The sequence below is a fragment of the Microbacterium saccharophilum genome (assembly GCF_007992455.1).
In the GTDB taxonomy this organism is placed as follows: Bacteria; Actinomycetota; Actinomycetes; order Actinomycetales; family Microbacteriaceae; genus Microbacterium; species Microbacterium saccharophilum.
The window spans coordinates 58,294-85,009 of sequence record NZ_BKAH01000004.1 but is presented as its reverse complement, the minus strand read 5'-3'; the positions used below and the strand labels follow the sequence as shown (position 1 = coordinate 85,009).

Genomic DNA, 26,716 nt, shown 5'->3' with positions numbered 1-26,716 from the left:
GGGCGGCGGGTCAGAGACCGGTTTCGTCGCCGCGGACGAGGATGCCCCCGCACTCGGGGCAGGTGACGACGTCGTCCGCCGCAGCCTGGCGCAGGGTCTGCAGGTCGGTGCCGGAGAGCACCATGTTGCAGCCCTCGCACGTGCGGCGACGCAGGAGCCCCGCCCCGACCCCCCGCGCGGCGAGCTTCTCGTAGAGCGCCAGCAGATCGGCGGGGATCTGGGCGGCGACCGCCTCGCGATCCCGGATGGACGACTCGAACCGGGCGGTCGCCTCGGCGACGGCGGTCTTGCCGGCGGCGCTCAGCCGCGCGCCCTCGTCGTTCAGGGCGGCGATGAGCGCCTCCTGCGCGAGCACGTCCGCCTCGGCCGTCTCCAGGCGCTCCATGATCTCGAGCTCCAGATCCTCCAGATCGCTCTTCCGCTTGGTCAGCGACGCGATCTCGTGCTCGAGGCCCTGCGCCTCCTTCGCGTTCGCACTCGTCGCGAGGCGTTCCGCGTCGCGTGCCGCGCGGGCGTCGACGAGCGCGACGTCCGACTCCAGCCGCGACAGTTCCGTCTTGGCGTCGTCGCGGACGCCGAGCAGGCGGGTCAGCTCGACGGAGAGCTCCTTGCGCTGGGCGAGGAGCTCCTGGACGCGGGCCGTCTGCTCCGGGTGCCGGCGCTGGTGGTCCGCATGGCGGACGGTCGCGTCGAGCGCGGCGAGGTCGAGGAGACGGCGCTGGTCGGAGGGGCTGGCTTTCACAGTCCCCAACCTACCGCGCCCCCTCTCGCGCGCGCCCCGATCGGTCTACCATGTGGGCTCTGACGCCATGCGAAGGAGCGGTGCGATGAGCCTGATGAGGACGAAATCCGTCGAGCAGTCGATCGCCGACACCGAAGAGCCCGAGTTCCGCCTCCGGAAATCGCTCTCGGCGCTCGACCTGACGGTCTTCGGCGTCGGCGTCGTGATCGGCGCCGGCATCTTCACCCTCACGGGCCGCGCCGCGCACGAGGTCGCCGGCCCCGCCATCGTCGTGAGCTTCGTCGTCGCCGCCATCGCCTGCGCCCTGGCGGCCATGTGCTACGCGGAGTTCGCGTCGACGGTGCCCGTCTCCGGCTCCGCGTACACGTTCTCCTACGCGTCGCTGGGCGAGCTGTTCGCCTGGATCATCGGGTGGGACCTCATCCTGGAGATGTTCCTCGGCGCGAGCGTGGTCGCACAGGGCTGGAGCGCATACCTGGGCGTCCTCATGGAGCAGCTCGGGGCGCCGATCCCGGCCGTCATCGGTTATGGGGGCACCGTCGACCTCATGGCCGTACTGCTCGTCGTCGTCCTCGGCGCGCTGATGACCCTCGGCATCCGGGAATCGATGCGGGTCAATCTCGTCCTCGTGGCGGTGAAGCTGTTCATCGTGCTGTTCGTGATCGTCGCGGGCATCCTCTTCATCGATCCGGCCAACTACTCCCCGTTCGTGCCGGAGACAGCGCCCCGCGAAGCGGCATCCGGTCTGACCCAGCCGCTCCTGCAGTTCCTCTCCGGCGCCGAGCCCATGGCCTTCGGCCTCGGCGGCATCTTCGCCGGTGCGGCGCTGGTGTTCTTCGCCTACATCGGCTTCGACGTCGTCGCGACGACGGCGGAGGAGACGAAGAACCCGCAGCGCGATCTGCCGATCGGCATCATCGCGTCGCTGACGATCTGCACCGTCCTGTACTGCGCCGTCGCACTGGTGGTGACCGGCATGGTCTCCTACCGGGACCTCGATCCGGCTGCGGCGCTCGCGAACGCCTTCGCCTTCCACGGGCAGACCTGGATGGCTACCGTCATCTCCGCGGGCGCCGTCGCGGGGCTCACCACCGTCGTGCTGACGCTGCTGATCGGCGCGACCCGCATCATCTTCGCGATGTCGCGGGACGGTCTGCTGCCCGAGCGCCTCGCGAAGGTGCACCCCACTCGCCGCACGCCGTGGCTCATCTCCGTCATCGTGACCGCGATCGTGGCGGTCGTCGCCGGCTTCACGCCCGTCGGCGTGCTCGAGGAGATGGTGAACATCGGGACGCTCTCCGCGTTCATCCTCGTCTCCGTCGGCGTCATCGTGCTGCGCCGCAACCGTCCCGAACTTCCGCGCGGGTTCACGGTGCCGTGGAATCCGTGGCTGCCGGGGCTGTCCGCCCTCATCTGCATTTACCTGACGCTCAACCTGACCGTGGAGACGTGGCTGCGGTTCCTCATCTGGCTCGCGCTGGGCTTCATCGTCTATTTCGCGTACTCGCGGCGGAACTCCCGCGTGGGCCGGGGATCCGGGCTCTACCGCAACCCCGCGCTGCCGAAGGTCGTCGGGCGCGAGGACGGAAGCTGAGGTCAGGTCTCGTCCGCGCGCCGCGCGAGCCGAAGCCGGACGAGCCGGTAGCCCACGCCCACGGCGACCACGAGGACGCCCCCGACGATCGAGGCCGGAGGCAGCGTGGCGACGAGCAGGAGGCAGCCCGCGGCGCCCAGCGCCTGGAGCACCCGCGCGTAGCGCCGGTGCTCACGGGTCTGGGTGAAGGCGGCGACATTGGCGATCAGGTAGTACAGCAGGACGCCGAAGGAGGAGAACCCGATCGCGTCGCGCAGATCGATCGTCAGGACCAGGATGCCGACGACGGCAGCGAGGGCCATTTCCGCGTGATGCGGCACGCGGAAGGTCGGGTGCACGCCCGCGAGCCAGACGGGCAGGTCGCCGTTGCGCGCCATCGCCAGCGCCGTCCGGCCGACCCCGGCGACGAGGGCGAGCAGCGCGCCGAGCGCCGCCGCCGCCGCGCCGACCCGGACGATCGGGGCTGCCCCGCCGGCGTCCGCGAGGAGGACGACCTCGACGAGGGGCGCCGCACTCGTGGCGAGCCGCTCCGGGCCGAGCACCACCAGCACCGTGGCGGCGACGAGCGCGTACACGACGAGGACCAGGGCGAGGGCGCCCACGATGGCCCGCGGGATCGTGCGCCGCGGATCCCTCACCTCCTCCCCCATCGTCGCGATGCGGGCGTAGCCGGCGAACGCGAAGAACAGCAGCCCGGCCGACTGCAGGATGCCGTACGGCCCACCCGCGAACAGGTCGGCGCCGGCGAGCCCGGCGGACGCCCGGCCGGTCGTCAGGCCCAGCACCACGACGAGGCCGAGCACGACGAGGACGACCGCGACGATGATGCGCGTCAGTCGTGCCGTGCGGGTGACGCCGCGGTAGTTCACCGCCGCCAGTGCCAGGACGGCGGCGACCGCGACCGGCTTCTCCCATCCGGCGGGGGCGGCGTACGCCGCGAAGGTCAGCGCCATCGCCGCGCAGCTCGCCGTCTTGCCCACCACGAAGCTCCACCCGGCCAGGAACCCGGGCCAGGCGCCGAGGCGCTCCCGGCCGTAGATGTAGGTGCCCCCGGAGGTCGGATACTGCGCTGCCAGCTGCGCCGAGGCCGTCGCGTTGCAGAACGCGACGAAGCCGGCGATCGCGAGTCCGATCAGCAGACCGGCGCCGGCTGCAGCGGCGGCGGGCGCGAACGAGGCGAAGATGCCTGCGCCGATCATCGAGCCCAGCCCGATCAGCACCGCATCGAACGTGCCGAGGCGGCGGGAGAGGGCGGCACCGGAGGTCATCGCCGGAATGGTAGCGGGTGAACGTGACGGGCACGGTCGCCGTCGGCTGACAGTGGGCCCTGCCGGGATCGAACCGACGACATCCACGGTGTAAACGTGGCGCTCTACCAGCTGAGCTAAAGGCCCTTCGCATCCAGTCTAGGAGGCGGGCGTGGAGGCACCCCGCACCCTCGCGGAGTCGCTAGGCTGAGGGGCGATGCGTTGTCCGAGCTGCACAAAGCCGCGCGCCTCCGAAGCCCCATCCCTGGCATGACCTGCCAGAAGACGAAAGGTCTGTTGTGACTGTCAACGAACAGGATCCGTACTCGCAGGGCCCGCTCGACAGCGATCCGGATGAGACGGCGGAGTGGCGCGAGTCCCTCCAGCAGCTCGTGGATGCCAAGGGCGCCGGCCGCGGCCGGGAGATCATGCTGAGCCTTCTGCACGCGTCGCACGAGCTGCAGCTCAACGTCCCGCAGGTCCCGACGACGGACTACATCAACACGATCGCGCCGGAGAACGAGCCGGAGTTCCCGGGCGACGAGGAGCTCGAGCGCCGCTACCGCCGATGGATCCGCTGGAACGCCGCACTCACGGTGCACCGCGCCCAGCGCCCCGGCATCGGCGTCGGCGGTCACATCTCCACCTACGCGTCGTCGGCCTCGCTGTACGAAGTCGGCTTCAACCACTTCTTCCGGGGACTGGACCACCCGGGCGGCGGCGACCAGATCTTCATCCAGGGCCACGCCTCCCCCGGCATCTACGCCCGCTCCTACCTCGAGGGCCGGCTCTCCGCCGATCAGCTCGACGGCTTCCGCCAGGAGAAGTCCAAGGCGCCCGTCGGCATCCCCTCCTACCCGCACCCCCGCCTCATGCCGGACTACTGGCAGTTCCCGACGGTCTCGATGGGGCTCGGCCCGATCAACGCCATCTACCAGGCGATGACGAACAAGTACCTCACCAACCGCGGGGTCAAGGACCTGTCCGACTCGCACGTCTGGGCGTTCCTCGGCGATGGCGAGATGGATGAGGTCGAGAGCCGCGGCCAGCTGCAGGTCGCCGCGAACGAGGGGCTGGACAACCTGACCTTCGTCGTCAACTGCAACCTCCAGCGCCTCGACGGGCCGGTCCGCGGCAACGGGAAGATCATCCAGGAGCTGGAGAGCTTCTTCCGCGGTGCCGGCTGGAACGTCATCAAGGTCGTCTGGGGTCGCGGCTGGGACGAGCTCCTCGACGTCGACCGGGACGGCGCGCTCGTGCACCTCATGAACACGACGCCCGACGGCGACTTCCAGACCTACCGCGCGGAGGACGGCAAGTTCATCCGCGACCACTTCTTCGGCCGGGACGAGCGCACCTCGGACATGGTCAAGGACTGGTCCGACGAGGATATCTGGGGCAAGCTCCGTCGCGGCGGCCTCGACTACCAGAAGCTGTACGCCGCCTACGACGCGGCCGTCAAGCACAAGGGCCAGCCGACCGTCATCCTGGCGAAGACGATCAAGGGCTACGGTCTCGGTCACCACTTCGAGGGCCGCAACGCGACCCACCAGATGAAGAAGATGACGCTCGAGGACCTCAAGCACTTCCGCGACTCGATGCGCATCCCGATCACCGACGCGCAGCTCGAGGAGAACCCCTACGCCCCGCCGTACTACCACCCGGGCAACGAGGACGAGACGATCCAGTACATGATCGAGCGTCGTCGCGGCCTCGGCGGGTTCCTGCCGGAGCGCCGCACGCACCACGTGCCGATCAGCCTCCCCGACGACAGCGCGTACGCGCTGCCGAAGAAGGGCTCCGGCACGCAGGAGATCGCCACGACCATGGCGTTCGTGCGCCTGCTGAAGGACCTCCTGCGGGCCAAGGACTTCGGGCACCGGATCGTGCCGATCATCCCCGACGAGGCGCGCACGTTCGGCATGGACGCGTACTTCCCGACGGCGAAGATCTACAACCCGAACGGCCAGAACTACACCTCGGTCGACCGTGAGCTGCTCCTGGCGTACAAGGAGAGCCCGCAGGGCCAGATCATGCATGTCGGCATCAACGAGGCGGGCGCCGTCGCGGCGTTCACCGCGACCGGCACGTCCTACTCGACGCACGGCGAGCCGCTCATCCCGGTCTACGTCTTCTACTCGATGTTCGGCTTCCAGCGCACCGGCGACGCCCAGTGGGCCGCCGGCGACCAGATGGCGCGCGGGTTCATCATCGGCGCGACCGCCGGGCGCACCACCCTCACGGGTGAGGGCCTGCAGCACGCCGACGGGCACTCCCACCTCCTGGCATCCACGAACCCCGCGACGGTGTCCTACGACCCCGCGTACGGGTACGAGATCGCGCACATCGTGCGGTCGGGCCTCGAGCGCATGTACGGCGGGAACCACCCCGACCCGAACGTCATGTACTACATCACGGTCTACAACGAGCCGCTCGTGCAGCCGGCCGAGCCGGAGAACGTCGACGTCGAGGGCATCGTCCGCGGCATCCACCGCATCTCGGTCGGCGAGGGCGACGGGCACCGCGTGCAGCTCCTCGCCTCCGGCGTCGGCGTCCCGTGGGCGCTCGAGGCGCAGCAGCTGCTCCGCGACGACTGGGGGGTCGTCGCCGATGTCTGGTCGGTCACGAGCTGGACCGAGCTGCGCCGGGACGGCCTCGCCGCCGACGGGCACAACTTCCTGCACCCGCTCGACGAGCCCCGCAAGGCATACGTCACGCAGAAGCTCGAGGGCACCGAGGGCCCGATCATCGCCGTCAGCGACTTCATGCACGCCGTCCAGGACCAGATCCGTCCCTGGATGCCGCGCGGCTACGCGACGCTCGGCGCCGACGGCTTCGGCTTCTCCGACACGCGCGCGGCGGCCCGCCGGTTCTTCAAGATCGACGGCCCGTCCCTCGTCGTCCGGACGCTCCAAGCGCTCGCGGATGAGGGTCGCGTGGACCGCGCGCTGTCCGCGCAGGCGATCGAGAAGTACCGCCTCGAGGACGTCACCGCGGGAACGAGCGGGAACGCCGGCGGCGAGAGCTGACGTCGTCCATGCCCGCCCGTCCGACGGCGCAGGAGAAGGCGGAGACCCTCGCGTGGCTGCGGCGGATCTCCGGTGATCTGGCGACCGTCACCATCAAGCGTCTCGAGGACTCGCTGCCCTGGTACGCGGAGATGCCGCCGGCGCGACGCTCGACCGTGGGTCTCGTCGCGCAGGCGGGCATCTCCTCGTTCATCCAGTGGTACGACGATCCCACCTCGACCCCGTGGATCGCGGCGGACATCTTCGCGGCCGCGCCGCGTGAGCTGCTGCGCAGCGTCAGCCTGACGCAGACCCTGCAGCTCATCCGCGTCACCGTCGAGGTGACCGAGGAGCGGGTCGCCGGCCGTGGGGAGGACCTGCGCGAGAGCATCCTGCTGTACTCCCGCGAGGTCGCCTTCGCCGCCGCGGACGTCTACGCCCGCGCCGCGGAGGCGCGCGGGCTGTGGGATGCGCGCCTGGAGGCGCTCGTCGTGGACTCCATCCTCACGGGTGAAGCCGACGAGGAGCTGCCCAGCCGGATCGCGGCGCTCGGCTGGCACGGGCACGGTGAGGTCGCCGTCCTCGTCGGCACGACCCCGCCGCAGTTCGACGTCGACCAGCTGCGGCGCCTCGCGCGCAAGCTCGGCGTGGATGTCCTCATCGGCGTGCAGGGCTCGCGGCTGGTGCTCGTCATCGGCCGCGCCGACCTGCCCGGACGCGAGGACGCCACCGCCGAGCCGCTCCCGTTCTCTGAGATCGCGAAGCGCCTGGAGCCGGGTTTCGGTGCGGGGCACCTCGTCCTCGGCCCGCCGGTCCCGGCGCTCATCGACGCCGGGCAGAGCGCCCGCGCGGCCCTCGCGGGCTTCGCCGTCGCGACGGCGTGGCGGCACGCCCCGCGGCCCGTCGAGGCCGACGACCTGCTCCCCGAGCGCGCCCTCGCCGGCGACTCGGTCGCCAAGATGACCCTCGTGGAGCGGATCTACCGGCCGCTGCAGGCCCACTCGACCGATCTCGTGCTGACGCTGTGGAGCTACCTCGACAACGGCCGCTCGCTCGAGGCGACGGCGCGAGAGCTGTTCGTGCATCCGAACACCGTGCGCTACCGCCTCAAGCGGGTCTCGGATGTCATCGGCTGGGATGCCACGGGTCCCCGCGAGGCGCTGATCCTGCAGACCGCGCTCATCCTCGGATCCATCGGCACGGAAGTCACGCGTCGCCGTCCGTCGCCCCCGCGCCGCGGCTGACCTGATGCCGCAGGGGCCTTTGTGTGTGACGCGCACAAAGGTTCCTGTGTTTCTTGTGACCTCTTCGCCAGTGGAGGGCGCCCCGTTCTTGGGAGGATGGTGAAGTGATGGTCGTCGTCTGCCCCGGACAGGGCTCCCAGACCCCCGGGTTCCTCGCCCCTTGGCTCGAGCTCGACGGGGCGCGTGAGCGCCTCGAGCGACTCTCCGAGGCCTCTGGCGTGGACCTCGTCGCGCACGGCACGACCTCCGACGCCGACACCATCCGGGACACGAGCATCGCTCAGCCGCTCATCGTCGCGGCAAGCGTCCTCGCGTGGACGGCCCTCGCCGACCGCGCGGGCCAGGCCCGTCCTGGCGGGTTCGCGGGCCACTCCGTGGGCGAGGTCGCGGCGCTCGTCGCCTCCGGCGTCGTCTCTGACGACGACGGCATGCGCCTCGTCGGTGAGCGCGGCCGTGCGATGGCCGACGCCGCCGCCGTCGAGAAGACGGGTATGAGCGCCGTGATCGGCGGCGATCAGGATGCCGTCCTCGCCCGGCTCGCCGAGCTCGACCTCACTCCCGCCAACTACAACGGCGGCGGGCAGATCGTCGCCGCCGGCGCGCTGGAGCCCCTCGCCGCACTGGCCGCGGAGCCCGTGGCCGCGACGCGCGTCATCCCGCTGCAGGTCGCGGGCGCGTTCCACACGCGCTACATGCTTCCCGCGGTCGAACGTCTCCGCATCGCCGCGGCGGACGTGGCGGTCTCGGCGCCCAGCGCCACTCTGTGGACCAACCGCGACGGCTCCGTCGTCGCCGACGGCCCCGCCGCCCTCGAGCTGCTGATCGGACAGGTGGCGAACCCCGTCCGGTGGGATCTCTGCATGGCGTCGTTCGCGGAGCACGGCGTCACCGGCATCATCGAACTCACCCCCGCCGGCACCCTCACGGGCCTCGCCAAGCGCGCCCTGCGCGGCGTGCCCTCGGTCGCGGTGAAGAGCCCCGACGACCTCGCGGCCGCGACCGCGCTGCTGACAGGAGACGACGCATGACCGTCACGCTCAACCAGGCGACGGGCCCGGCCCACACCCGGATCTACTCCTACGGCGCCGCGCGCGGCGAGAACGCGGTCCCGAACGACGACCTCATCGGACCGATCGACTCCAGCGACGAGTGGATCCGCCAGCGCACCGGCATCATCACGCGCACGCGCGCCGTCGCGGGCACGACCGCCATCGATCTCGCCGCGGATGCCGCAGCCGAGGCCGTCACGCGCTCCGGTGTCCCGGCCGACCAGATCGACGCCGTGATCGTGGCGACCGTCTCCAACCCGAAGCAGACGCCCTCGGTCTCGGCGATCGTCGCCGACCGCATCGGCGCCAATCCCGCCGCCGCCTACGACGTCAACGCGGCCTGCGCCGGTTTCGCGTACGCCGTGGCGCAGGCCGACGCCCTCATCCGCGCCGGCGCCGCGCACTACGCCGTCGTCGTGGGAGCCGAGAAGCTCAGCGACATCGTCGACCCGACCGACCGGTCGATCTCCTTCCTCCTGGGTGACGGAGCCGGCGCGGTCGTGATCGGCCCAAGCGACTTCCCCGGCATCGGCCCCACCGTGTGGGGCTCGGACGGCTCGAAGGCCGACGCGGTGGGCATGAACCACACGCTCGTGGAGTTCCGCGACGGGCAGGCGCCATGGCCGACGCTCCGTCAGGAGGGGCCCACGGTCTTCCGCTGGGCCGTCTGGGAGATGGTCAAGGTCGCCCGCAAGGCGCTCGAGGAAGCCGGCGTGGAGCCCGGGGACCTCGCGGCGTTCGTGCCGCACCAGGCGAACATGCGCATCATCGACGAGTTCGCGAAGCAGCTGAAGCTGCCGGAGTCGGTCGTCATCGGCCGCGACATCGAGACGACCGGCAACACGTCGGCTGCCTCCATCCCGCTCGCCACGCACCGCCTCCTCGAGGAGCACCCCGAGCTCAGCGGCGGACTCGCGCTGCAGATCGGCTTCGGCGCGGGGCTCGTCTTCGGCGCCCAGGTCGTCGTCCTCCCCTGACCGCGCGCACCCCGCACCTAAACTGAACAGCGGCCCGGCCGGGCCCGCGACCGACACCGAACAAGGAGAAACAATGGCATTCACGAACGACGAGGTCCTGGCAGGGCTTGCCGAGCTCATCACCGACGAGACCGGCATCTCGGCCGACGAGGTCGCGCTGGAGAAGTCCTTCACCGACGACCTCGACATCGACTCCATCTCGATGATGACGATCGTCGTCAACGCCGAGGAGAAGTTCGGCGTCACCATCCCCGACGAAGAGGTCAAGAACCTCAAGACCGTCGGCGACGCTGTCACGTTCATCACGTCGAACCAGGCGTAGCCCCGACACCGGTGGGGGCCTCGCCCCCACCGGAGCATCCCGAGGAGACCATGAGCATTCCCCGAATCGTCGTCACCGGCATCGGCGCCTCGTCGCCCATCGGCGGCACCGCACCGGAGAGCTGGTCGGCGCTGCTGGCCGGGAAGTCCGGCGCCCGCACCCTCGAATACGACTGGGTCGAGCAGTACAACCTGCCCGTCACGTTCGCGGCGCAGGCGCTCGTGCGCCCCGACACGGTGCTGGAGCGCCCCGTCGCGAAGCGACTCGACCCGTCCTCCCAGTTCGCGCTCGTGGCGGCGCAGGAGGCGTGGGCGGATGCCGGTGCACCCGAGGTCGACCCGGAGCGTCTGGGCGTCGACTTCGCGACCGGCATCGGGGGCCTGTGGACCCTGCTGGACGCGTGGGACACGCTGCGCGAGAAGGGGCCGCGGCGCGTGCTGCCGATGACGGTCCCGATGCTCATGCCGAACGCCGCCGCGGGGAACCTGTCGCTGCACTTCGGTGCCCGCGCGTACGCGCGGACCGTCGCGAGCGCCTGCGCCTCGAGCACGGAGTCGATCGTCAACGCGATCGAGCACCTGCGCGACGGACTCGCCGACGTCGTGATCGCCGGCGGCACGGAGTCCGTCATCCACCCGGTCACGATCGCGTCGTTCTCCTCCATGCAGGCGCTGTCGCGCCGCAACGACGACCCCGCCACGGCATCCCGTCCGGGGAGCATCGACCGTGACGGCTTCGTCATGGGCGAGGGCGCCGCCGTGCTCATCCTCGAGACCGAGGAGCACGCCAAGGCCCGCGGGGCGAAGATCTATGCGGCCGTCGTCGGCGGCGGCGTCACCGCGGACTCCTACCACATCACCGCCAACGACCCCGAGGGCACCGGCGCCGCACGCGCCGTGCGGCTCGCACTCGAGATGGCCGACGCGTCCCCCGACGACGTCACGCACATCAATGCGCACGCGACGTCGACGCCCGTCGGCGACCCGAACGAGTACGTCGCGCTCAAGACGGTGTTCGGCGACCGCATCGACGACATCCCGGTGTCGGCGACGAAGGCGTCCACGGGGCACCTGCTCGGCGGCACGGGGGCGCTCGAGGCCATCTTCACGATCATGGCGCTGCAGGAGCGCGTGGCGCCGCCCACGATCAACCTGACCGAGCAGGACCCCGCCGTCCCGTTCCGGCTGTCCGGCGAGCCCACCCCGCTGGGATCCGGTCAGCAGCTCGCGATCAGCAACTCGTTCGGCTTCGGCGGTCACAACGCCGTCGCCGCGTTCGCGTCGGTCTGAGCCGCGCCCGCAGTCCGCACACGAAGAACGCCCTCGGGAAGCCATCCGGGGGCGTGCTTCGTGTCAGACGGTGCGGACGCGGTCCCGGATCCCGGGACACCCGTCGACCGAGCCCGGTACTGGCGCCGCGCGCCGTCTGAAGTCTGCAGTTGTGGAGTGTGTCCGCCGGGTGAGGCGTCTCAGCCGTCTGGTTCAGCCGACCGTGTGGTTCAGCCGACCTTGTGGAGCCAGACGACGGGCGCGTCATCGCTCGCGTGCCGGAACGGCTCGAGCTCCTCGTCCCACGCGGCACCGAGCGCGACGTGCAGTTCGCGCTGGAGTTCGAACGCGTCGCCCGCGGCGATCTCCATGGCGTACCGCAGCCGGTCCTCGCCGATGACGACGTTGCCGGCGGTGTCGGTCTGGGCGAAGTGGATCCCGAGGCCCGGAGTGTGCAGCCAGCGACCGCCGTCACTGCGCGGCGTCGGATCCTCGGTGACCTCGAAACGCAGGTGCTCCCACCCGCGGATGGCCGTCGCCAGGGACGCGCCCGTGCCGGCCGGTCCCTCCCAGTAGAACTCCGCGCGCCGGCTGCCGGCGAGCACCGGCTGGTCGGCCCAGTCGAAGTTCACCGCACGCCCCAGAGCGCGTCCGACCGCCCACTCGAGGTGGGGGCACAGCGCGCGTGGCGCGGAGTGGATGAAGATCACTCCGCGCGCCTGTGGTGTCGCCATTTCGTCTCCGTTTCATCAGGTGCGTCTTCCCCTACGACCTGAGTGCCGGAGTGCGGCGGGTTATGCGGTTGTGGGGCCATTATCCCCCACGCGCCGCGCGAATCACAACCCTGTGATTCCGGGCCGCGCGTGCCGGCCCGCGGGGCCGTGCGTCGAGGGATGCGCCGTGGTCCGCGTCGCGGGATCGGGGGCGCTTCGCGCCGCCTGGACCGGCCCGAGGCGACGCGAACGGTCCCCCTTCTCGGCGCCGACGCGAATGGGGGTCGCGACGTGCCGCCTCGGGGCGTCCGAGGCGACCTCGCGCGCCACCGATCCGTGCGACGTCTGGCTCGCAGTCGGCTCCCCCCGGCGCCCGGAGTGTCTGCGCGCTCTCATACGCTCTGGTAGGGCGGGTGGGACTTGAACCCACGATCGTCGGGTTATGAGCCCGCTGCCTTGACCAGCTTGGCCACCGCCCCCTGCGACAGAGAGCCTACCGGAGCGCCCCGGTGCGCCCGGTCAGCCCCGGTGCGGGCCGAGGGGGCGCTCGTCGTCCACGGGCGGGTCGGGCCACACCTTGGAGACGGCCTCCGTGATCCGGATGGAACCGGTGCGGGGCGCGGGGCCGTCGACGGGCTCACTCCCCCGCGGGATCGGGATCTCCTGGCTGTCGCTGAGCACCTGCGGGTGATGGCGGGCGAGCTGGAAGACGCCCGTGACGGCCATGGCCCCGGCGATCGCGAACCCGACGTACGCCCAGAGCGGTGCGTTCACGGCCTCGCGCAGCACGATGAGCCCGATGAGGATCGCGACGATCGGGTCGATGACGGTGAGCCCGGCGATCACGAGGTCGGGCGGGCCGGAGGCGTAGGCGGTCTGGACGAAGTACGCGCCGATGGCGGTGCCGGCGAGCAGCGCGACGAGGCAGACGAGCGTGAGCCACTCGAAGTCGCCGGTCTGGATCCGGCTGATGACGACCTTCGCGAGCGTGGCGACGAAACCGTACATGATGCCCGCCGCGACGATGTAGAACAGGGCGGCGATGCGCTTGCGCAGCCACAGCCACAGTCCCGTCAGAGCGAGCGTGACGGCCGCGAGGATGATCAGGATCGTGATCAGCTGACTGTCCAGCACGCGGGTCTCGGTCGCGAAGAGCGCCGCGATCGTCACGAAGACGAGGATGCCGCCGACGCACAGCGCGATCGCCGTGAGCGACCGCCTGGTGGGGCGGTGACCGCTGATCCGGGCATTGAGCAGCGTCGTGATGACGAGGGAGATCGCCCCGACGGGCTGCACGAGGATGAGCGGCGCGAAGGACAGGGCCGCGAGCTGGCAGACGATCGCGAGCCCGAGCATGACGGTGCCGATAACCCACGACGGTCGGGTGAGCAGGCGCACGAGCTGTCCGCCGGTGAGTCCGCGCCCGCCGTCGACGTGGCTGAGCGCCTCGACCTTCTGTACGCCGCGGTGCTGGTACTGCGCGCCGAAGGACATGAAGACGGCGCCGAGCAGGGCGAGCGGGATGCCGATCAGGATCGCAGGATCACGGAAGACGCCCACCACCTGGTCGGCGATGTCGTCGAGCGGCATGGCCAGGGCTTCCACCCCTCGACACTAACCGCACGCACGGCTCGATAGGCTCAAGGACGTGGCTGTTCTCCCGATTCGCATCATGGGCGATCCCGTCCTGCACTCCATCGCCTCCCCCGTCGGCGAGGTGACCGATGAGATCCGCGTCCTCGTCGCCGACATGTTCGAGACGATGGATGCCGCTCCCGGCGTGGGCCTGGCGGCTCCCCAGGTGGGCGTGGGTCTCCGTATCTACACGTACTCGTACCCCGATGACGACGGGCAGCCGTGGCGGGGCGTCATCCTGAACCCCGTGCTCTGGATGACACCGCCCGAGCCGGGGGTGCCCGACGTCGACGACGAGTCGGAGGGCTGCCTCTCCTTCCCGGGTGAGCGCTTCCCCCTGCGCCGCTCGGACGAGGTCCGGGTGACCGGCACCGACCTCGACGGCGCTCCCGTCGACATCCACGTCACCGGATGGCGGGCCCGCATCATGCAGCACGAGTTCGATCACCTGAACGGCTTCCTCTACATCGACCGGCTCGATGACTCGGACTGGAAGACCGTGCAGAAGATCGCGCGCAAGCGCGGATGGGGTCGCCCGGGCGCCAGCTGGACGCCCGGCGTCGACGACGTCGACGCCTGAGGTCGCTCAGCGCACGACGGCCGTGACGGTCGCGAGCCGGGCGAGCACCTCCTGGCTGATCGAGCCGAGCAGGAAGCGCGCGATCGCGCCGCGCCCGTGCGTGCCGACGACCGCCAGCCGGGCGGATGCCGCGAGCTCGTTGAGGACGTGCGAAGGGTAGCCGCGCTCGACGCGGCGGATGACCTTCACGTCGGGGTAGTCCGCGGCGATGCCGGCGAGCGACAGGGCGAGGATCTCCTCGGTCGCGGCCTGCATGTTCGTGAGGTACAGCTCCGGGTAGACGGCCATCCCGTTGCGGGGTGCCTGCAGCGGCGTCCACACCGCGCACGCGATCAGCGGCTCGCCGAGCCGGTCGGCTTCGGCCGCGGCGAAGCGGATCGCCCGTTCGGACACCTCCGACCCGTCCACGCCCACCACGATCCCGGAGCGGGCGCCGAGCTCGAGGTCCGGCACCACAACGACGGGGCACGCGGCACCCGCCGCGATGCGCACGCCGTGCATGCCGCGCGCGGGACCCGACCCCGGCCCGGTGTAGTCGCTGCCGATGACGAGGAGGTTCGCCGATGCGGAGGCGTCGATGAGTTTCGCGACGGGATTGCCGTTGTCGACGCGGGTCGTGATGTCCACCCCGCGCCCCGCCACGCGCTCGGCCGCGAGGTCCAGCATCTTCTGGGCGGCGGCGCGCGCGTCGATGACGACATCCGCCTCGCCGACGGTGCCCATCGCGCCGCCGACGACGGCGACCAGCTCGATGCGCTGGTGGTTCTCCGCTGCGCGGGCGACGGCCCAGTCCACAGTTCGGTGCGAGACGGGATCTCCGGTCACGCCGACGACGATCAGTCCAGACATGGTGCCCTCCATTGGGATCCGCTTGCCCCCCACGATAGCCGTCGCCGCGAGCGGTCGCGGGCCCGGGAGCCGTGAGAAAGGATGCGCCGGCGAAAGGGTGAAGGCCAGGGGTGGAAGCCCTGGCCTTCGGTCGAGAGCCGCGCAGATGACGCGGGATTCTCGATTTCCAGTGTACCCGCGAATCGGCGACGTACGAATCGGATATCTGGCAGACTCTTCATCGGTAGGCGGCTGGGGCCGCCTCCGTGACGACCGCACGAAGCACAGTGGGGACCGTGCCTGCGGCTGTCGCCGGCTTGCACGCCGCCAGGGAGTAGACGCATGACCGATCTGATCGCTCGGACCATCCGACGCAGCGCCGACGCTGCCGGCAGTGTCACGGTCGCGCTCGCTCCGCACACCGCGGAGGCGGGCGGCTTCCGCGTCTACCTGGGCGATGCGTACGTCGGTGACGTGGTGTCCCGCACGACACAGACCCGGAAGCGGGTTCCCGGCACCCAGCGCGTCCTGACCGGTGCCGTGCACGTGGAGTGGGTGGCCGCGGCGCCCGAGGCCGCCGGCCGTTGCGTGAGCTCGCATCTCGTGCAGGACGACGCCATCCGCGCGCTGCTCGCCCTCGCCGCGTCCGTCCCGGTCTGATCCGCCGCGGGACCGGTGCGGACGCCCGGGTCACCCCGCTTCCGCGCGTCGTCGCCCGGCTCCGCGCGTCGCCGCCCCAGAAACCACATCCGGCTTGAGAAACCACGTCTGAAGCGGTTTCTCATGCTCGATGTGGTTTCTCGGTGCCGCGCCCGCAACGGCGAAACTCCCCCGGCGGACCAGGGGAGTTTCGGGAGGTTGTGGCTCCCCGGCTTGGACTCGAACCAAGAACCTATCGGTTAACAGCCGATTGCTCTGCCAATTGAGCTACCGAGGATCAGCCGCTCACCTTGCGGTGGGCAACCCGACTATCGTAGCAAAGCCGCGGGGGTGCTCGTGACGTCAGGGGGCGATCCGCGCGTCCTCATCCGGCGTCCACAGCATGTCGTCCAGGCTCCGGCCGGACCCGACGGTGTGGCCGTCGCGGAGCACCAGCACGGCAGCCGCGAAGTGCCGCACGACGTCTTCCTCGTTGGTGACGAGCAGCAGTGACATGCCCGTCTCGCTGCGCCGCCGCTGCAGGGCGTCGCGTACCGTGACCCTCACCTCCGGGTCGAGGTTGGCGAGCGGATCATCCCCCACGAGCAGGCGCGGCTCGAGGACGAGGGCGCGCGCGAGCGCGACGCGCTGGCGCATCCCCGCGCTCAGCTCGTACGGGTATTTCGCTGCGGCACCGAGCGGCAGCTGGAGCTCGTCGAGGAGCTCGGCGACCCGGATGGCGAGAGCCCGACGGTTCACCCTGCGGTCCCGGCTCGTGATCGGCTCCGCGATGATGTCCGAGACCGTCAGTCGCGCCGGGAGATCGGCCCCGACGCCCTGCCCGAGCCAGCCCGTGACGTACGTGAGCACGCGCCGGCGCCGCCCCCGCGCACGCGCCGGGATGCCCTCCACGAACGCCGATCCCCCGACGATCCGCGCGTCCGTGTCCGCGCCGGCGAGGACGGCGGCGAGGCTCGACTTGCCGGAGCCGGCGGGACCCATGACGGCCAGCGCTCCCCCGCGCTCGAGGGTGAAGGAGACGCCGTCGACGACGCGCGGTCCCCGCCGTCCCCGCGCGATCGACAGATCCACGCAGCGCACGGACACATCGGCGTCGGTGTGCGGAGGCATCCCCTCATCCTGCCCGGACGGGGCGGGACACGCTACTCGTCGGACAGGGCACGCCGGCGCGCGTCGAGCTCGCGCAGCGCGACACGCACCGTGCGGCCCTCCTCGGAATCCGCGGGCACGCGCTGGATGGCGCCGAGCAGTTCGCTCTTCTCCCGGTCCACGGCGCGCACGCGCAGCCGCCGGCAGAGGGACAGCGTGGATGCCGTGGCCTCGGCCTCGGTGAGGGCGGGGAAGTCGGCGGTCAGCAGCTCGACGGCCAGCGACCGGAACGGCTCCCGAGCCGACTCCACGGCCGTCGAGGCCCAGCCGATACGGCTGCGGTCGGCCTGCGCGACGATCGCCTGGCGCACGGCGTCGAGGGCGGGATGCGACATCGGCAGGGCGAGCGCGGCATCGACCTCGGCGGCATCCAGGAGGTGACCGTACTGCAGGATGCCCATGAGCGCGTCCCGCTCGATGGCGGCGTCCGCCGTGCGGGGCAGGGAGGTGATCGTGACCCGCGTCGTCTCCCCCGTGGGCGCCGGCGCGGCCGGGGCGGTCTCGCCGGAGCGGGCGGCGCGTGCCGCGCGCGCCGCGCGTTCGATGGCCGGTGCGACCTCGGAGAGGTCCATGCCGAGCTTCCGCGCGAGGACGCGGGTGTACCCGGGGCGAAGCGCGGAGTCCCGGATGTCGGCGACGATCGGGGCGGCGGAGCGCAGCGCGCCGACCCGCCCTTCCACCGTGGCGAGGTCGAAACCGGACAGCCGCTGGTCCATGACGAACTCGAACATGGGGGCCTTGGTCTCGATGAGCGACCGCACGGCGCCGTCGCCGCGGTTCAGGCGCAGATCGCAGGGGTCGAGGCCGTCCGGCGCGACGGCCACATAGGTCTGGGCGGCGAAGCGCTTCTCGTCGCCGAAGGCCCGCAGCGCGGCCTTCTGCCCGGCCGCATCCGGGTCGAACGTGAAGATGACCTCGCCCGCGGCGGAGTCATCGTCGCCCATGACACGGCGCAGCACCGTGATGTGGTCGGAGCCGAACGCGGTGCCGCACGACGCGATGGCCGTCGTCACGCCGGCGAGGTGGCACGCCATCACGTCGGTGTAGCCCTCGACGACGACGACCCGGTGCTGCCGCGAGATGTCGCGCTTGGCCAGGTCGAGCCCGTAGAGCACCTGCGCCTTCTTGTAGATCGGCGTCTCGGGGGTGTTGAGGTACTTCGGGCCCTGATCGTCTTCGTACAGGCGCCGGGCGCCGAAGCCGATGGTCTGTCCCGTGACGTCGCGGATGGGCCAGACGACACGGCCGCGGAAGCGGTCGTACACGCCGCGCTGGCCCTGCGAGACGAGGCCCGCGGTCGCGAGCTCCTCGTCGGTGTAGCCCTGCGCCCGCATGGCGTCGCGGAGCGCGTTCCACCCCTTCGGGGCGTACCCGACGCCGAAATGCGCTGCAGCTCCCGCGTCGAACCCGCGCTCCCCCAGGAACCGGCGTCCCGCGTCGGCCTCGGGTGTCGACAGCTGTGAGCGGAACCACTCCGCCGCGGCGGAGTTGGCCTGGTACAGCCGCGTGCGCCCGCTCGTCTCCGGGGCCGCCTGACCGTCCTCGTAGTGCAGCTGGTAGCCGATGCGCCCCGCGAGCCGCTCGACCGCCTCGGTGAAGGAGAGGTGGTCCATCGCGCGGAGGAAGGAGTACACGTCGCCCGACTCGCCGCATCCGAAGCAGTGGTAGTAGCCGACCTGCGGCCGGACGTGGAAGCTCGGGCTGCGCTCGTCGTGGAACGGGCAGAGGCCCTTCAGCGACCCGACGCCGGCGGACTTGAGGGCGACCCGCTCGCCGACGATGTCGCCGATGTTGGTGCGGGACTTCACTTCGTCGACGTCGGCCTGCCGGATGCGCGCCATCAGAGCCCCTCGAGGGGTTCGGGGAGCGCGAAGGAGTGCGAGGGGACGACGGCGCCGGAGGACCACAGGCCGAGTTCGCGCAGATCGACGGGCCCGACGAGGCGCGTGTGCCACTCGATCGCGAACCGGTCCGTGAGGGTCGCGACCTGGTCGACGATCACGCGCTTGCGCTCGGCATCCGTCTGCGCGCGGGCGAAATCGCCGGCGTGCATGCGGTCGAGATGCTCCGGACGGGCCGCGAGCGCCGACGCGAGGCGCTTCAGGACGCGCCGCTGCTCCTTGTAGAGCCCCTTCCGGCCTTCGATCGAGACGACGAAGGCGCCGAGGATGCCCTTCAGCACGGCCATCTCGGCTTCGATGACGCGTGGCACGATGACGCGCCCGCGGTAGCGGGTGAGCACGGACACCGGGAAGTGCTCCCGGGTCGCGGCGGTCGCGGCGCGCGCGAAGCGGCCGATGAGGTCGGAGGTGAGGTTCTTCAGCCGGGCGACGTCGCCGCGGGAGCCGTCGAACGCGGTGAACCACTCCGGCAGCCGGCTGATGCGGTACAGCGCATCGGCGAGCTCGTCACGCGTGAACCCGTAGCCGACCCACGTCTGGATGGCCGTGAGGAGCGCGTCCCGCTCGTGCGGGTCGTCGAGGCGGCGCGGGTCGAGGTAGCCGTTGAGGATCGCGTCCTCGAAGTCGTGCACCGAGTAGGCGATGTCGTCGGAGAGGTCCATGACCTCGGCCTCGATGCACCGCACGCGTCCGGGGGCGTCGGCGCGGAGCCAGCGGAAGACGGCGTCGTCCTCGGGGTAGACGCCGAACTTGAGCCGCCCGCCCGGGTCGGGCACGGGGTTGTCCGCGGTCCACGGGTACTTGCACGCCGCGTCGAGGCTCGCGCGGGTGAGGTTCAGCCCGAAGCTGTGTCCGGACTCGTCGATGACCTTGGGCTCCAGACGGGACAGGATGCGGAGGGTCTGGGCGTTGCCCTCGAACCCGCCGATGTCCTCGGCCCACTCGTTGAGCGCCCGTTCGCCGTTGTGCCCGAACGGCGGGTGCCCGATGTCGTGGCTGAGGCACGCGGTGTCGACGACATCCGGGGACAGCTCCAGGGCGATCGCGAGCTCCCGGCCCACCTGCGCGACCTCGAGCGAGTGGGTGAGGCGGTTGCGGGCGAAGTCGCCGGGGCTCGCGGGGCTCAGGACCTGCGTCTTGGATGCCAGCCGCCGCAGCGCCGCGGAGTGCAGCACGCGGGCGCGGTCGCGCGCGAAGCTGTCGCGCTGGGACCGGTGCCGCTCGGGGTGGAATCGCTCGGCGTCGTGGTCGTCGTAACCGGAGGGTCGTCCCGGCGCGACGCCCACGCCGCTGGCGAGGTCAACCGCCACTGTGGTCGAGCTCCGCATCGGCGAGGGCACTGGAGGCGTCGGCCCCGAGGTCGCGCGAGTCGAGCCACCCCTCCGGCAGCGCCGGACGTTTCGGGGTGCCCGCGCGGCCACGCTGGCCCTCCGCGGCGGCACCGGGATACGGGGCCGTCAGATCGAGCGTCTGCACGAGCTCGTCGATCTCCTCGAGGGAGGAGACGGTCGCGAGCTTGGCGCGCGTGTCGCCGCCGACCGGGTAGCCCTTGAAGTACCAGGCGACGTGCTTGCGGATGTCGCGGCAGCCGCGTCCCTCGTCCTCGAAGAACTCGACGAGGAGTTCCGCGTGCCGGCGGAACGCCCGCGCGACGAACGCGAGGTCGGCGTCGACCGGCTCGCCCGGGGCGGCATCGGGGCCGCCGAGGGCGCGGGCGAGGTCGCCGAACAGCCACGGGCGCCCGAGGCAGCCACGGCCGACGACGACGCCGTCGCACCCGGTCTCCGCCATCATCCGAGTGGCGTCCTCGGCCGACCAGATGTCGCCGTTGCCGAGCACCGGGACGCTCGTGACGGCCTCCTTGAGACGCGCGATCGCCTCCCAGTCGGCGGTGCCGGAGTAGAACTGCGACGCCGTGCGGGCGTGCAGGGCCACGGCGGCGACCCCGGCATCCTCGGCGATCCGTCCGGCATCCAGGTAGGTGAGGTGGTCGGGGTCGATGCCCTTGCGCATCTTCACGGTGAGCGGGATGTCGCCGGCCGCGCGCGCGGCGCGCGTGACGATCTCGCGGAACAGCCCGAGCTTCCAGGGCAGCGCCGCTCCCCCGCCCTTGCGGGTGACTTTGGGGACGGGACAGCCGAAGTTGAGGTCGATGTGGTCGGCGTGGTCCTCGTCGACGAGGATGCGCACGGCGGACTCCACCGTCGCCGGGTCGACGCCGTAGAGCTGGATGGAACGCGGTGTCTCCGACTCGTGGTGCCGGATGAGGCGCAGCGTCGTGGCGTTGCGCTCCACGAGGGCGCGGGTCGTGATCATCTCGCTGACGTACAGGCCTGCGCCGTACTCGCGGCACAGGCGCCGGAAGGCCGTGTTGGTGATCCCGGCCATCGGGGCCAGCACGACGGGCGCATCGAGCGTGATGGGCCCGATGCGCAGCGGGGACGCGGGAGCGAGGGTCGTGGACATCCTGTCCATTCTCCCAGACGCAGCGCCGCCCGCGGGCTCCCCGGCGGCCCTATCGTGGAGAACATGACCGAGACGCAGACGGTGGACATCCGCCGCATCCCCTTCCAGAGCGCGGACGGGTCGGAGCAGACCCTCGCGGACTACGACGACAGCCTCCTGATGATCGTCAATGTCGCGTCGAAGTGCGGCCTCGCGCCGCAGTACGAGCAGCTCGAGCAGCTGCAGCGCACCTACGGTGAGCGCGGACTGCAGGTCGTCGGGTTCCCCTGCAACCAGTTCATGGGGCAGGAGCCCGGATCGATGGACGAGATCCTCGAGTACTGCTCGGTCACGTGGGGTGTCAGCTTCCCGATCATGGACAAGGTCCGCGTCAACGGCTCCCACGCGGCCCCGTTGTACAAGGCGCTGAAGAAGGCGCCGAACGTGGAGGGCTCGAAGGGCCCGATCATCTGGAACTTCGAGAAGTTCCTCGTGACCCCGACCGGTGAGGTGCACCGCTTCCGCCCGCAGACGAAGCCGGACGACCCGGAGATCGTCCGCGCGATCGAGGCGAACCTCCCCCGGTAGCCGGAGCCCTCACGCCGTCTGTGCGGCGGGCTCCTGCTCGGCGTCCTGACGCTCGGCCCACACCTGGCGGGCGATCTGGGCGAACGCGTCGGCCGGCTGCGCACCGCTGACGCCGTACGTGCCGTCGATCACGAAGAACGGCACGCCGTTGATGCCGTACGCGGCGGCCTGCGCCTGGTCTGCGCGGACGTCGGCGAGATGCCGGCTCGACTCGAGGGCGTCCCGCGCCGCACCGGCGTCGAGGCCCACCTCGGCTGCGAGCGCGACGAGGTCGTCGATGCGTCCGACGTGGCGGCCCTCCAGGAAGTAGGCCGACATGAGGCGCTCCGCCATGGCCGGCTGGGCGCCATGCGCCTTCGCGAAATGCAGCAGCTCGTGCGCCTTCACGGTGTTCGTGTGCTTCAGGATGTCGAAGCGGTATGCCAGGCCCGCCTGCGCGGCGACGCCGGTCACGTTCTCGAGCATCTCCTGCACGCGCTCGCGCGGCATCCCCTTGTGTCCGGCGAGGAAGTCGATCTCGTCGCCGTCGAAGTCGACGGGTGTGTCGGGTGACAGCTCGAACGAGTGGAAGGTGACCTCCACCCGCGGTGCGTCATCATCGTCGGCGGTCTGCGCGAGGCCCCTCTCCAGGTTCCGCTTGCCGATGTAGCACCAGGGGCAGGCGATGTCGCTCCACACGTCGATCTTGATGGCATCCGTCATACCGAGGGGAACGCCCTTCGCCCCCCGACATATTCCGGGTCAGTCCGGTGGGTTCTCGTCCGGGAAGAACCGGAAGCGCACCCGGATGTCGTCGCCTAGGGGCACCACGAGGGTCGAGGCGTTCGGCGACCACCGGTCGGGGACGAGGAACAGCCGGTCCTCGCCGCGGACGAGGAGGCGGAGGCCGTGGTAGCGGTACGCGAACTGGCCAGGCAGCGGCTCGCCGGCCGCATCCCGCTCCTGCTCCAGCTCGATCAGGCTGATGGCGGGGCTTCCCGGTGCCAGGCGCTCGCGGGTGTCGAGGACGACGGCGGGGAGTGTGGAGAGGTCGGCGGCCTGCGTGCGGGCCTGGCCGCGTCCCCACCACTCCGCGATGGTCGCGGTCGCCCAGAAGGTGCCGGCGACCATGACCGCGACCAGCAGGACGACGAGCGGGCGGGCGCGGGCCGCATCGCCGGGTGGCGGGGCGGTGGATGCGGCGTAGGCGGCCAGGCCCGCCCCGATCGCGAGGGATGCCGCTGTCGCGAAGCCGTAGAACGGCCACGCGGCGAGGAAGGCGTAGCCGAAGGCGAGGGCGAGGCCGGCGATCAGCAGGAGGACGCCCGTCCAGCCGAGCACTCCCGCCACGCGCCGGCGCGCGGCGGCCGAGGCGGCAAGGCGACGGCGGAGCATCCGGTGCACGGCGATGACGGCCGCCGCCAGGAGGAGCAGGACCATGACGGGGATGAAGAGCGCCCCCGGGCTGCGCATGACGAACTGCTGGTTGCTGAGGCCCAGGACGTCGACGTCCACCCCGAAGTAGAGGAAGAAGGCGCGGGACGACACGTACCCGAAGTAGAACAGGAGGCCCGTGATGAGCGTCGCGGGCGCGATGAAGGTGGAGAGGAAGCTCATCCACTTCTCGAAGCCCAGCCCGGCGGGAGCGGCGTCCTCGGCCGCCTCGGGTTTCGCCGCCGGCGGCGCGGCAGCGGGCCGGCGGGAGCGGACGCGGGCCACGCCCCGTCACCCGCCCAGCCGGATCGGCGGGCCGCGGTCCGCGTCGCGTTCGATGGCCGCGTCGCAGAAGGCCGGTTCGGTGCACTCGAGCGTCCCCGCGAAGCCCACCTCCGCGCTCCCCGGGTACGCCTCCGTCGCGGTGAGGAGCAGGCTGCACGTCGTGAAGGGCGTGTCGGGCGCCATGACGAAGCCGATGCAGGTCTCCTCGGCGCCGACCGACCCGCAGACGGCGGGCTCCGCGGTCACCGCGCCGGCGGGGTCGGCGACGATCCCCGCCACGGTGAAGGTGACGTTCTCCGGCGGGGCCTCCCCGCCCCAGAAGAACCCGACCGTCACGCACCAGACGCCCGCCGAGACCTCCTCGGGGTCGCCCTGCGCTCCGAACGGCGGGCCGCCGAACTCGACGGAGGGGCCGGAGCGGCGGGTCTCCTGCACCGGATCGACCGGTCCGTCCGTCACGCCGTCCCCGGCGCCGTTATCGGCGCCGCCACCGCCACCGCTGCCGGTGCTGCCGCCGTCGTCCGGTGCGGTCGTCGGGGCGGGCGGCTCGGCCGTGCCCGTCTCCGCGGGCGCGCAGCCCGCCAGGGCGAGGGCGAGGAGCGCGGCGGTGACGATGGGCGCCATGCGGGACCCGTGCTGACGCGGTGACATCCGTGACATCCGAGACCTCCCGACCGCGGCGCGTCTGCGCCGCCCCCTGTATCGGAGAGCGTCTGCTCGGCTGCATGATACGCCGCGGTCCGCGCCGCCGGAATGCCCGGGGAGCTCAGGCGGTGGGCGCGTCCACGGCGCCGCCGAAGCGGCGATCGCGGCTGAGGTACAGCCCGATGGCGTGCCACAGCTCCGTGCGGGAGAAATCGGGCCACAGCGTGTCGAGGAACACCATCTCGGCGTACGCCGACTCCCAGAGCAGGAAGTTCGAGGTGCGCTGCTCGCCGCTCGAGCGGACGAACAGGTCGACGTCGGGCATGTCCGGGATGTAGAGGTTCCGCCGAATCGTCTTCTCGGTGATCGCGGACGGCTTCATCCGCCCCGCGGCGATCTCCTCGCCCATGCGACGCATGGCGTCGACGAGTTCGACGCGGCCGCCGTAGTTGATGCACATCGTGAGGGTGAGCACGTCGTTGCCGGCCGTGAGCTTCTCGGCGTACTGCAGTTCGGAGATGACCGAGCCCCACAGTCGCGGCTTCCGGCCCGCCCAGCGGACCCGCACACCCCACTCGTTCAGCTGGTCGCGCCGGCGGTGGAGCACATCGCGGTTGTAGCCCATGAGAAAGCGCACCTCGTCGGGCGAGCGGCTCCAGTTCTCCGTGGAGAAGGCGTAGACGCTCAGATGTCTGACGCCGGCCTGGATGGCGCCGGCGACGACGTCGAGCAGCACCTCCTCCCCGGCGCGGTGTCCCTCGATGCGCGTGAGGCCGCGACGGTTCGCCCAGCGGCCATTTCCGTCCATGACGATCGCGATGTGATTCGGCACACCGGCCTTCGGGAAGGCGGGCGGGTACACCCCGGTCCAGTCCAGCGGTCGGTAGGGCACCGCGTCGCGGTGGGTATAGGGCTTGGGGCTCACGAAACCGCCTCGATGTGACTGAGCGAGCGGATGCCGCGCTCCAGGTGCCACTGCGCGTACGCGGCGATGAGTCCGGATGCCGCGCCGGTCGCGCCGGGCGACGCCGCATCCACGTCGTCCCACTCACCCGCCATGAGGGCGCGCAGCAGATCGCCGGTCTCGGGGCGCAGGCGCGCCGACCCGACCGGCGCGCACGCGCTGCACACCGTGCCGCCGAGCTGCGCGACGAACCACTCGTGGGGTCCGACGGCACCGCAGCGGGCGCAGTCCCCGAGCCCCGGCGCCCAGCCGGAGAGCGCCATGGCGCGCAGCAGGTACGAGTCGAGCACGGCGCGCGAGGCGTGGTCGCCGCGCGCGAGGGAGCGCAGGCCCCCGACGAGCAGCAGGTACTGCTGCGGCGTCGCCTCGGCCTCGTTGAGCCGGTCGGCCGTTTCAACCATGGCGTGCGCGGCGGTATACCGGTCGTAGTGCACCGCGATCTCGGCACCGTAGGAACCCAGCGACTCGGCCTGCTGGATGATGTCGAGCGAGCGGCCCTGGTACAGCTGCACGTCGGCGACCATGAACGGCTCAAGGCGCGCACCGAACCGCGACGACGTGCGGCGCACGCCCTTCGCGACGGCGCGCAGCTTGCCGTGACGGCGGCTGAGCATCGTCACGATGCGGTCGGCTTCACCCAGCTTGTGGGTGCGAAGGACCACGACTTCGTCGCGGTAGGTGGGCACTCCTCGATTATCGCCGCCAGCGACGACAATGGAGGCGTGACAGAGCCGCTCTTCCTGATCCCTCTCTGGGCAGATCTCCTCGCCGTCGGCCTCGGCGGCGTGCAGGGAGCGCTCTTCGCCTCCGGGTTCGTCGGGCAGCGCCGCCTGGACCTGCTGGGCGTCGTCATCATCGGCACCGTCGTGGGCATGGGCGGCGGTCTCATCCGCGACCTGCTCCTGAACGTCGAGCTCGCCACGATGCAGAGCAACTGGTACCTGCTGACGGCGGTCGCGGCGGCCCTCCTCGGGATGCTCCTGGCGAACACCTTCCAGCGCCTGAACGCCGTGATCGTCGCGCTCGACGCCGTCGTGATCGGTCTGTTCGGCGCGTTCGGCACGAGCAAGGCGCTCGCGATCGGACTGCCCGAAGTGCCCGCGGTCTTCGTCGGCGTGTGCGCCGCCGTCGGCGGCAGCGTGCTGCGCGACGTGTTCATGGGCCTGCCCGTCGCGATCATGCACGTGGGCTCGCTCTACGCGGTCGCCGCCGCGGCCGGCTGCGTCGTCCTCGCCCTCAGTCACGCCTTCGGCGCCCCGCTGCTGGCCGCCGCGATCGCCGGCCTCATCGTGACGACCGTCATCCGTCTGCTCGCCGTGCTCTTCGACATCTCGCTACCCGAGCAGCGGGCGCTGTACCGCCGGAAGGTCGCCGTGGAGACGTCGAGCATCCCGATCGTCAGGCCCTGACCCGCGAAACCACGACAGAGCGGCACCGCCCCCGAGGGAGGCGGTGCCGC

General features: G+C 71.3%; 25 protein-coding genes and 3 tRNA genes. 11 read left to right on the top strand and 17 right to left on the bottom strand.

The genetic code is table 11. The features are described 5' to 3' along the window. Positions 1-10: 10 nt before the first annotated feature. Positions 11-742 (bottom strand): zinc ribbon domain-containing protein, encoded by a 732-nt coding sequence (locus tag MSA03_RS06090; protein WP_147050024.1) that lies wholly within the window; start codon positions 740-742, stop codon positions 11-13. Between the two features lie 85 nt (positions 743-827). On the opposite strand from MSA03_RS06090, the gene MSA03_RS06085 reads away from it, so the two are divergent. Further along, on the top strand, positions 828-2,336 hold the full coding sequence (locus MSA03_RS06085) for an amino acid permease (RefSeq protein WP_147050023.1): 1,509 nt from the start codon (positions 828-830) through the stop codon (positions 2,334-2,336). 2 nt (positions 2,337-2,338) lie between these two features. Here MSA03_RS06085 and MSA03_RS06080 read toward each other — a convergent pair whose 3' ends face one another. After that, the gene (locus tag MSA03_RS06080; protein ID WP_147050022.1) at positions 2,339-3,604 is read right to left on the bottom strand and encodes an APC family permease; all 1,266 of its coding nucleotides are present in this window, start codon (positions 3,602-3,604) and stop codon (positions 2,339-2,341) included. A gap of 53 nt (positions 3,605-3,657) precedes the next feature. Beyond that, positions 3,658-3,730, bottom strand: a tRNA-Val gene (locus MSA03_RS06075). A 152-nt stretch (positions 3,731-3,882) separates the two neighbouring features. Between MSA03_RS06075 and aceE the strand changes: the two genes are divergently transcribed. From aceE to MSA03_RS06045, 6 genes are all read left to right on the top strand, one after another. Further along, on the top strand, positions 3,883-6,612 hold the full coding sequence (gene aceE, locus MSA03_RS06070) for a pyruvate dehydrogenase (acetyl-transferring), homodimeric type (protein WP_147050021.1): 2,730 nt from the start codon (positions 3,883-3,885) through the stop codon (positions 6,610-6,612). A gap of 8 nt (positions 6,613-6,620) precedes the next feature. Continuing rightward, positions 6,621-7,835, top strand: a complete 1,215-nt coding sequence (locus MSA03_RS06065) for a PucR family transcriptional regulator (RefSeq protein ID WP_147050020.1) — start codon at positions 6,621-6,623, stop codon at positions 7,833-7,835. 104 nt (positions 7,836-7,939) lie between these two features. Further along, positions 7,940-8,863, top strand: coding sequence for an ACP S-malonyltransferase (locus MSA03_RS06060; RefSeq protein ID WP_147050019.1), 924 nt, complete (start codon positions 7,940-7,942; stop codon positions 8,861-8,863). After that, positions 8,860-9,861, top strand: coding sequence for a beta-ketoacyl-ACP synthase III (locus tag MSA03_RS06055; RefSeq protein WP_147050018.1), 1,002 nt, complete (start codon positions 8,860-8,862; stop codon positions 9,859-9,861). The genes MSA03_RS06060 and MSA03_RS06055 overlap by 4 nt, the downstream gene beginning before the upstream one ends. Before the next feature lie 73 nt (positions 9,862-9,934). Continuing rightward, entirely contained in the window at positions 9,935-10,183 is a 249-nt protein-coding gene (locus MSA03_RS06050) for an acyl carrier protein (protein ID WP_028495632.1), read from the top strand. 50 nt (positions 10,184-10,233) lie between these two features. Next, on the top strand, positions 10,234-11,472 hold the full coding sequence (locus MSA03_RS06045) for a beta-ketoacyl-[acyl-carrier-protein] synthase family protein (protein ID WP_028495631.1): 1,239 nt from the start codon (positions 10,234-10,236) through the stop codon (positions 11,470-11,472). Positions 11,473-11,681: 209 nt separating this feature from the next. Here MSA03_RS06045 and MSA03_RS06040 read toward each other — a convergent pair whose 3' ends face one another. From MSA03_RS06040 to MSA03_RS06030, 3 genes are all read right to left on the bottom strand, one after another. Next, on the bottom strand, positions 11,682-12,185 hold the full coding sequence (locus tag MSA03_RS06040; RefSeq protein ID WP_028495630.1) for a DUF3145 domain-containing protein: 504 nt from the start codon (positions 12,183-12,185) through the stop codon (positions 11,682-11,684). A 381-nt stretch (positions 12,186-12,566) separates the two neighbouring features. Further along, positions 12,567-12,643: transfer RNA gene (locus MSA03_RS06035), tRNA-Ile, on the bottom strand. A 40-nt stretch (positions 12,644-12,683) separates the two neighbouring features. Next, positions 12,684-13,754 (bottom strand): DMT family transporter, encoded by a 1,071-nt coding sequence (locus MSA03_RS06030; RefSeq protein ID WP_036272514.1) that lies wholly within the window; start codon positions 13,752-13,754, stop codon positions 12,684-12,686. 58 nt (positions 13,755-13,812) lie between these two features. On the opposite strand from MSA03_RS06030, the gene def reads away from it, so the two are divergent. Continuing rightward, entirely contained in the window at positions 13,813-14,379 is a 567-nt protein-coding gene (gene def, locus MSA03_RS06025) for a peptide deformylase (protein ID WP_147050017.1), read from the top strand. A gap of 6 nt (positions 14,380-14,385) precedes the next feature. On the opposite strand, the gene MSA03_RS06020 is transcribed toward def, so the two are convergent. Beyond that, complete coding sequence (locus MSA03_RS06020) at positions 14,386-15,228, bottom strand: universal stress protein (RefSeq protein WP_147050016.1); 843 nt, start codon at positions 15,226-15,228, stop codon at positions 14,386-14,388. A 321-nt stretch (positions 15,229-15,549) separates the two neighbouring features. On the opposite strand from MSA03_RS06020, the gene MSA03_RS06015 reads away from it, so the two are divergent. Continuing rightward, positions 15,550-15,867, top strand: coding sequence for a hypothetical protein (locus MSA03_RS06015; RefSeq protein WP_147050015.1), 318 nt, complete (start codon positions 15,550-15,552; stop codon positions 15,865-15,867). Positions 15,868-16,068: 201 nt separating this feature from the next. On the opposite strand, the gene MSA03_RS06010 is transcribed toward MSA03_RS06015, so the two are convergent. The 5 genes from MSA03_RS06010 to dusB all read right to left on the bottom strand — a co-directional run bounded on the left by MSA03_RS06010 (position 16,069) and on the right by dusB (position 21,383). Continuing rightward, positions 16,069-16,144 (bottom strand) — tRNA-Asn (locus MSA03_RS06010). A gap of 65 nt (positions 16,145-16,209) precedes the next feature. Beyond that, entirely contained in the window at positions 16,210-16,977 is a 768-nt protein-coding gene (locus MSA03_RS06005; protein ID WP_147050014.1) for an ATP-binding cassette domain-containing protein, read from the bottom strand. 32 nt (positions 16,978-17,009) lie between these two features. Next, positions 17,010-18,857, bottom strand: coding sequence for a DNA primase (gene dnaG / locus MSA03_RS06000; protein ID WP_147050013.1), 1,848 nt, complete (start codon positions 18,855-18,857; stop codon positions 17,010-17,012). Next, on the bottom strand, positions 18,857-20,245 hold the full coding sequence (locus MSA03_RS05995) for a deoxyguanosinetriphosphate triphosphohydrolase (protein WP_276523617.1): 1,389 nt from the start codon (positions 20,243-20,245) through the stop codon (positions 18,857-18,859). The genes dnaG and MSA03_RS05995 overlap by 1 nt, the downstream gene beginning before the upstream one ends. Continuing rightward, complete coding sequence (gene dusB, locus MSA03_RS05990) at positions 20,217-21,383, bottom strand: tRNA dihydrouridine synthase DusB (RefSeq protein ID WP_147050011.1); 1,167 nt, start codon at positions 21,381-21,383, stop codon at positions 20,217-20,219. Before dusB ends, MSA03_RS05995 begins: the two co-directional genes overlap by 29 nt. Positions 21,384-21,446: 63 nt before the next feature. On the opposite strand from dusB, the gene MSA03_RS05985 reads away from it, so the two are divergent. Further along, positions 21,447-21,950 (top strand): glutathione peroxidase, encoded by a 504-nt coding sequence (locus MSA03_RS05985; RefSeq protein WP_028495621.1) that lies wholly within the window; start codon positions 21,447-21,449, stop codon positions 21,948-21,950. Between the two features lie 9 nt (positions 21,951-21,959). Here the strand turns inward: MSA03_RS05985 and MSA03_RS05980 are convergent, their stop codons facing one another. From MSA03_RS05980 to recO, 5 genes are all read right to left on the bottom strand, one after another. Continuing rightward, positions 21,960-22,652 carry a DsbA family oxidoreductase gene (locus tag MSA03_RS05980; RefSeq protein ID WP_147050010.1) on the bottom strand — a complete coding sequence of 231 codons (693 nt, stop codon included), beginning with the start codon at positions 22,650-22,652 and terminating at the stop codon, positions 21,960-21,962. 39 nt (positions 22,653-22,691) lie between these two features. Beyond that, positions 22,692-23,648, bottom strand: a complete 957-nt coding sequence (locus MSA03_RS05975; RefSeq protein WP_147050009.1) for a hypothetical protein — start codon at positions 23,646-23,648, stop codon at positions 22,692-22,694. Between the two features lie 6 nt (positions 23,649-23,654). Further along, positions 23,655-24,272: a hypothetical protein gene (locus tag MSA03_RS05970; RefSeq protein WP_147050008.1), complete on the bottom strand. Its 618-nt coding sequence runs from the start codon at positions 24,270-24,272 to the stop codon at positions 23,655-23,657. 142 nt (positions 24,273-24,414) lie between these two features. Continuing rightward, entirely contained in the window at positions 24,415-25,218 is an 804-nt protein-coding gene (locus tag MSA03_RS05965) for an isoprenyl transferase (RefSeq protein WP_028495617.1), read from the bottom strand. Then, complete coding sequence (recO, locus tag MSA03_RS05960) at positions 25,215-25,943, bottom strand: DNA repair protein RecO (protein ID WP_028495616.1); 729 nt, start codon at positions 25,941-25,943, stop codon at positions 25,215-25,217. Before recO ends, MSA03_RS05965 begins: the two co-directional genes overlap by 4 nt. A 36-nt stretch (positions 25,944-25,979) precedes the next feature. Here recO and MSA03_RS05955 point away from each other — a divergent pair, with 36 nt between their 5' ends. Further along, positions 25,980-26,666 (top strand): trimeric intracellular cation channel family protein, encoded by a 687-nt coding sequence (locus tag MSA03_RS05955; protein WP_147050007.1) that lies wholly within the window; start codon positions 25,980-25,982, stop codon positions 26,664-26,666. Positions 26,667-26,716 lie beyond the last annotated feature (50 nt).

Bases quoted from the DNA above. Each gene is read 5' to 3' on its own strand.
- MSA03_RS06045 (WP_028495631.1), top strand. From the start codon at position 10,234: ATGAGCATTCCCCGAATCGTCGTCACCGGCATCGGCGCCTCGTCGCCC.
- MSA03_RS06055 (WP_147050018.1), top strand. From the start codon at position 8,860: ATGACCGTCACGCTCAACCAGGCGACGGGCCCGGCCCACACCCGGATC.
- MSA03_RS06065 (WP_147050020.1), top strand. From the start codon at position 6,621: ATGCCCGCCCGTCCGACGGCGCAGGAGAAGGCGGAGACCCTCGCGTGG.
- MSA03_RS05980 (WP_147050010.1), bottom strand. From the start codon at position 22,652: ATGACGGATGCCATCAAGATCGACGTGTGGAGCGACATCGCCTGCCCC.
- MSA03_RS06085 (WP_147050023.1), top strand. From the start codon at position 828: ATGAGCCTGATGAGGACGAAATCCGTCGAGCAGTCGATCGCCGACACC.
- MSA03_RS05995 (WP_276523617.1), bottom strand. From the start codon at position 20,245: ATGCGGAGCTCGACCACAGTGGCGGTTGACCTCGCCAGCGGCGTGGGC.
- MSA03_RS06030 (WP_036272514.1), bottom strand. From the start codon at position 13,754: ATGCCGCTCGACGACATCGCCGACCAGGTGGTGGGCGTCTTCCGTGAT.
- dnaG (WP_147050013.1), bottom strand. From the start codon at position 18,857: ATGGCGCGCATCCGGCAGGCCGACGTCGACGAAGTGAAGTCCCGCACC.
- MSA03_RS05985 (WP_028495621.1), top strand. From the start codon at position 21,447: ATGACCGAGACGCAGACGGTGGACATCCGCCGCATCCCCTTCCAGAGC.
- MSA03_RS06080 (WP_147050022.1), bottom strand. From the start codon at position 3,604: ATGACCTCCGGTGCCGCCCTCTCCCGCCGCCTCGGCACGTTCGATGCG.
- MSA03_RS06020 (WP_147050016.1), bottom strand. From the start codon at position 15,228: ATGTCTGGACTGATCGTCGTCGGCGTGACCGGAGATCCCGTCTCGCAC.
- MSA03_RS05970 (WP_147050008.1), bottom strand. From the start codon at position 24,272: ATGGCGCCCATCGTCACCGCCGCGCTCCTCGCCCTCGCCCTGGCGGGC.
- MSA03_RS06050 (WP_028495632.1), top strand. From the start codon at position 9,935: ATGGCATTCACGAACGACGAGGTCCTGGCAGGGCTTGCCGAGCTCATC.
- MSA03_RS06005 (WP_147050014.1), bottom strand. From the start codon at position 16,977: ATGCCTCCGCACACCGACGCCGATGTGTCCGTGCGCTGCGTGGATCTG.
- MSA03_RS06040 (WP_028495630.1), bottom strand. From the start codon at position 12,185: ATGGCGACACCACAGGCGCGCGGAGTGATCTTCATCCACTCCGCGCCA.
- MSA03_RS06015 (WP_147050015.1), top strand. From the start codon at position 15,550: ATGACCGATCTGATCGCTCGGACCATCCGACGCAGCGCCGACGCTGCC.
- dusB (WP_147050011.1), bottom strand. From the start codon at position 21,383: ATGTCCACGACCCTCGCTCCCGCGTCCCCGCTGCGCATCGGGCCCATC.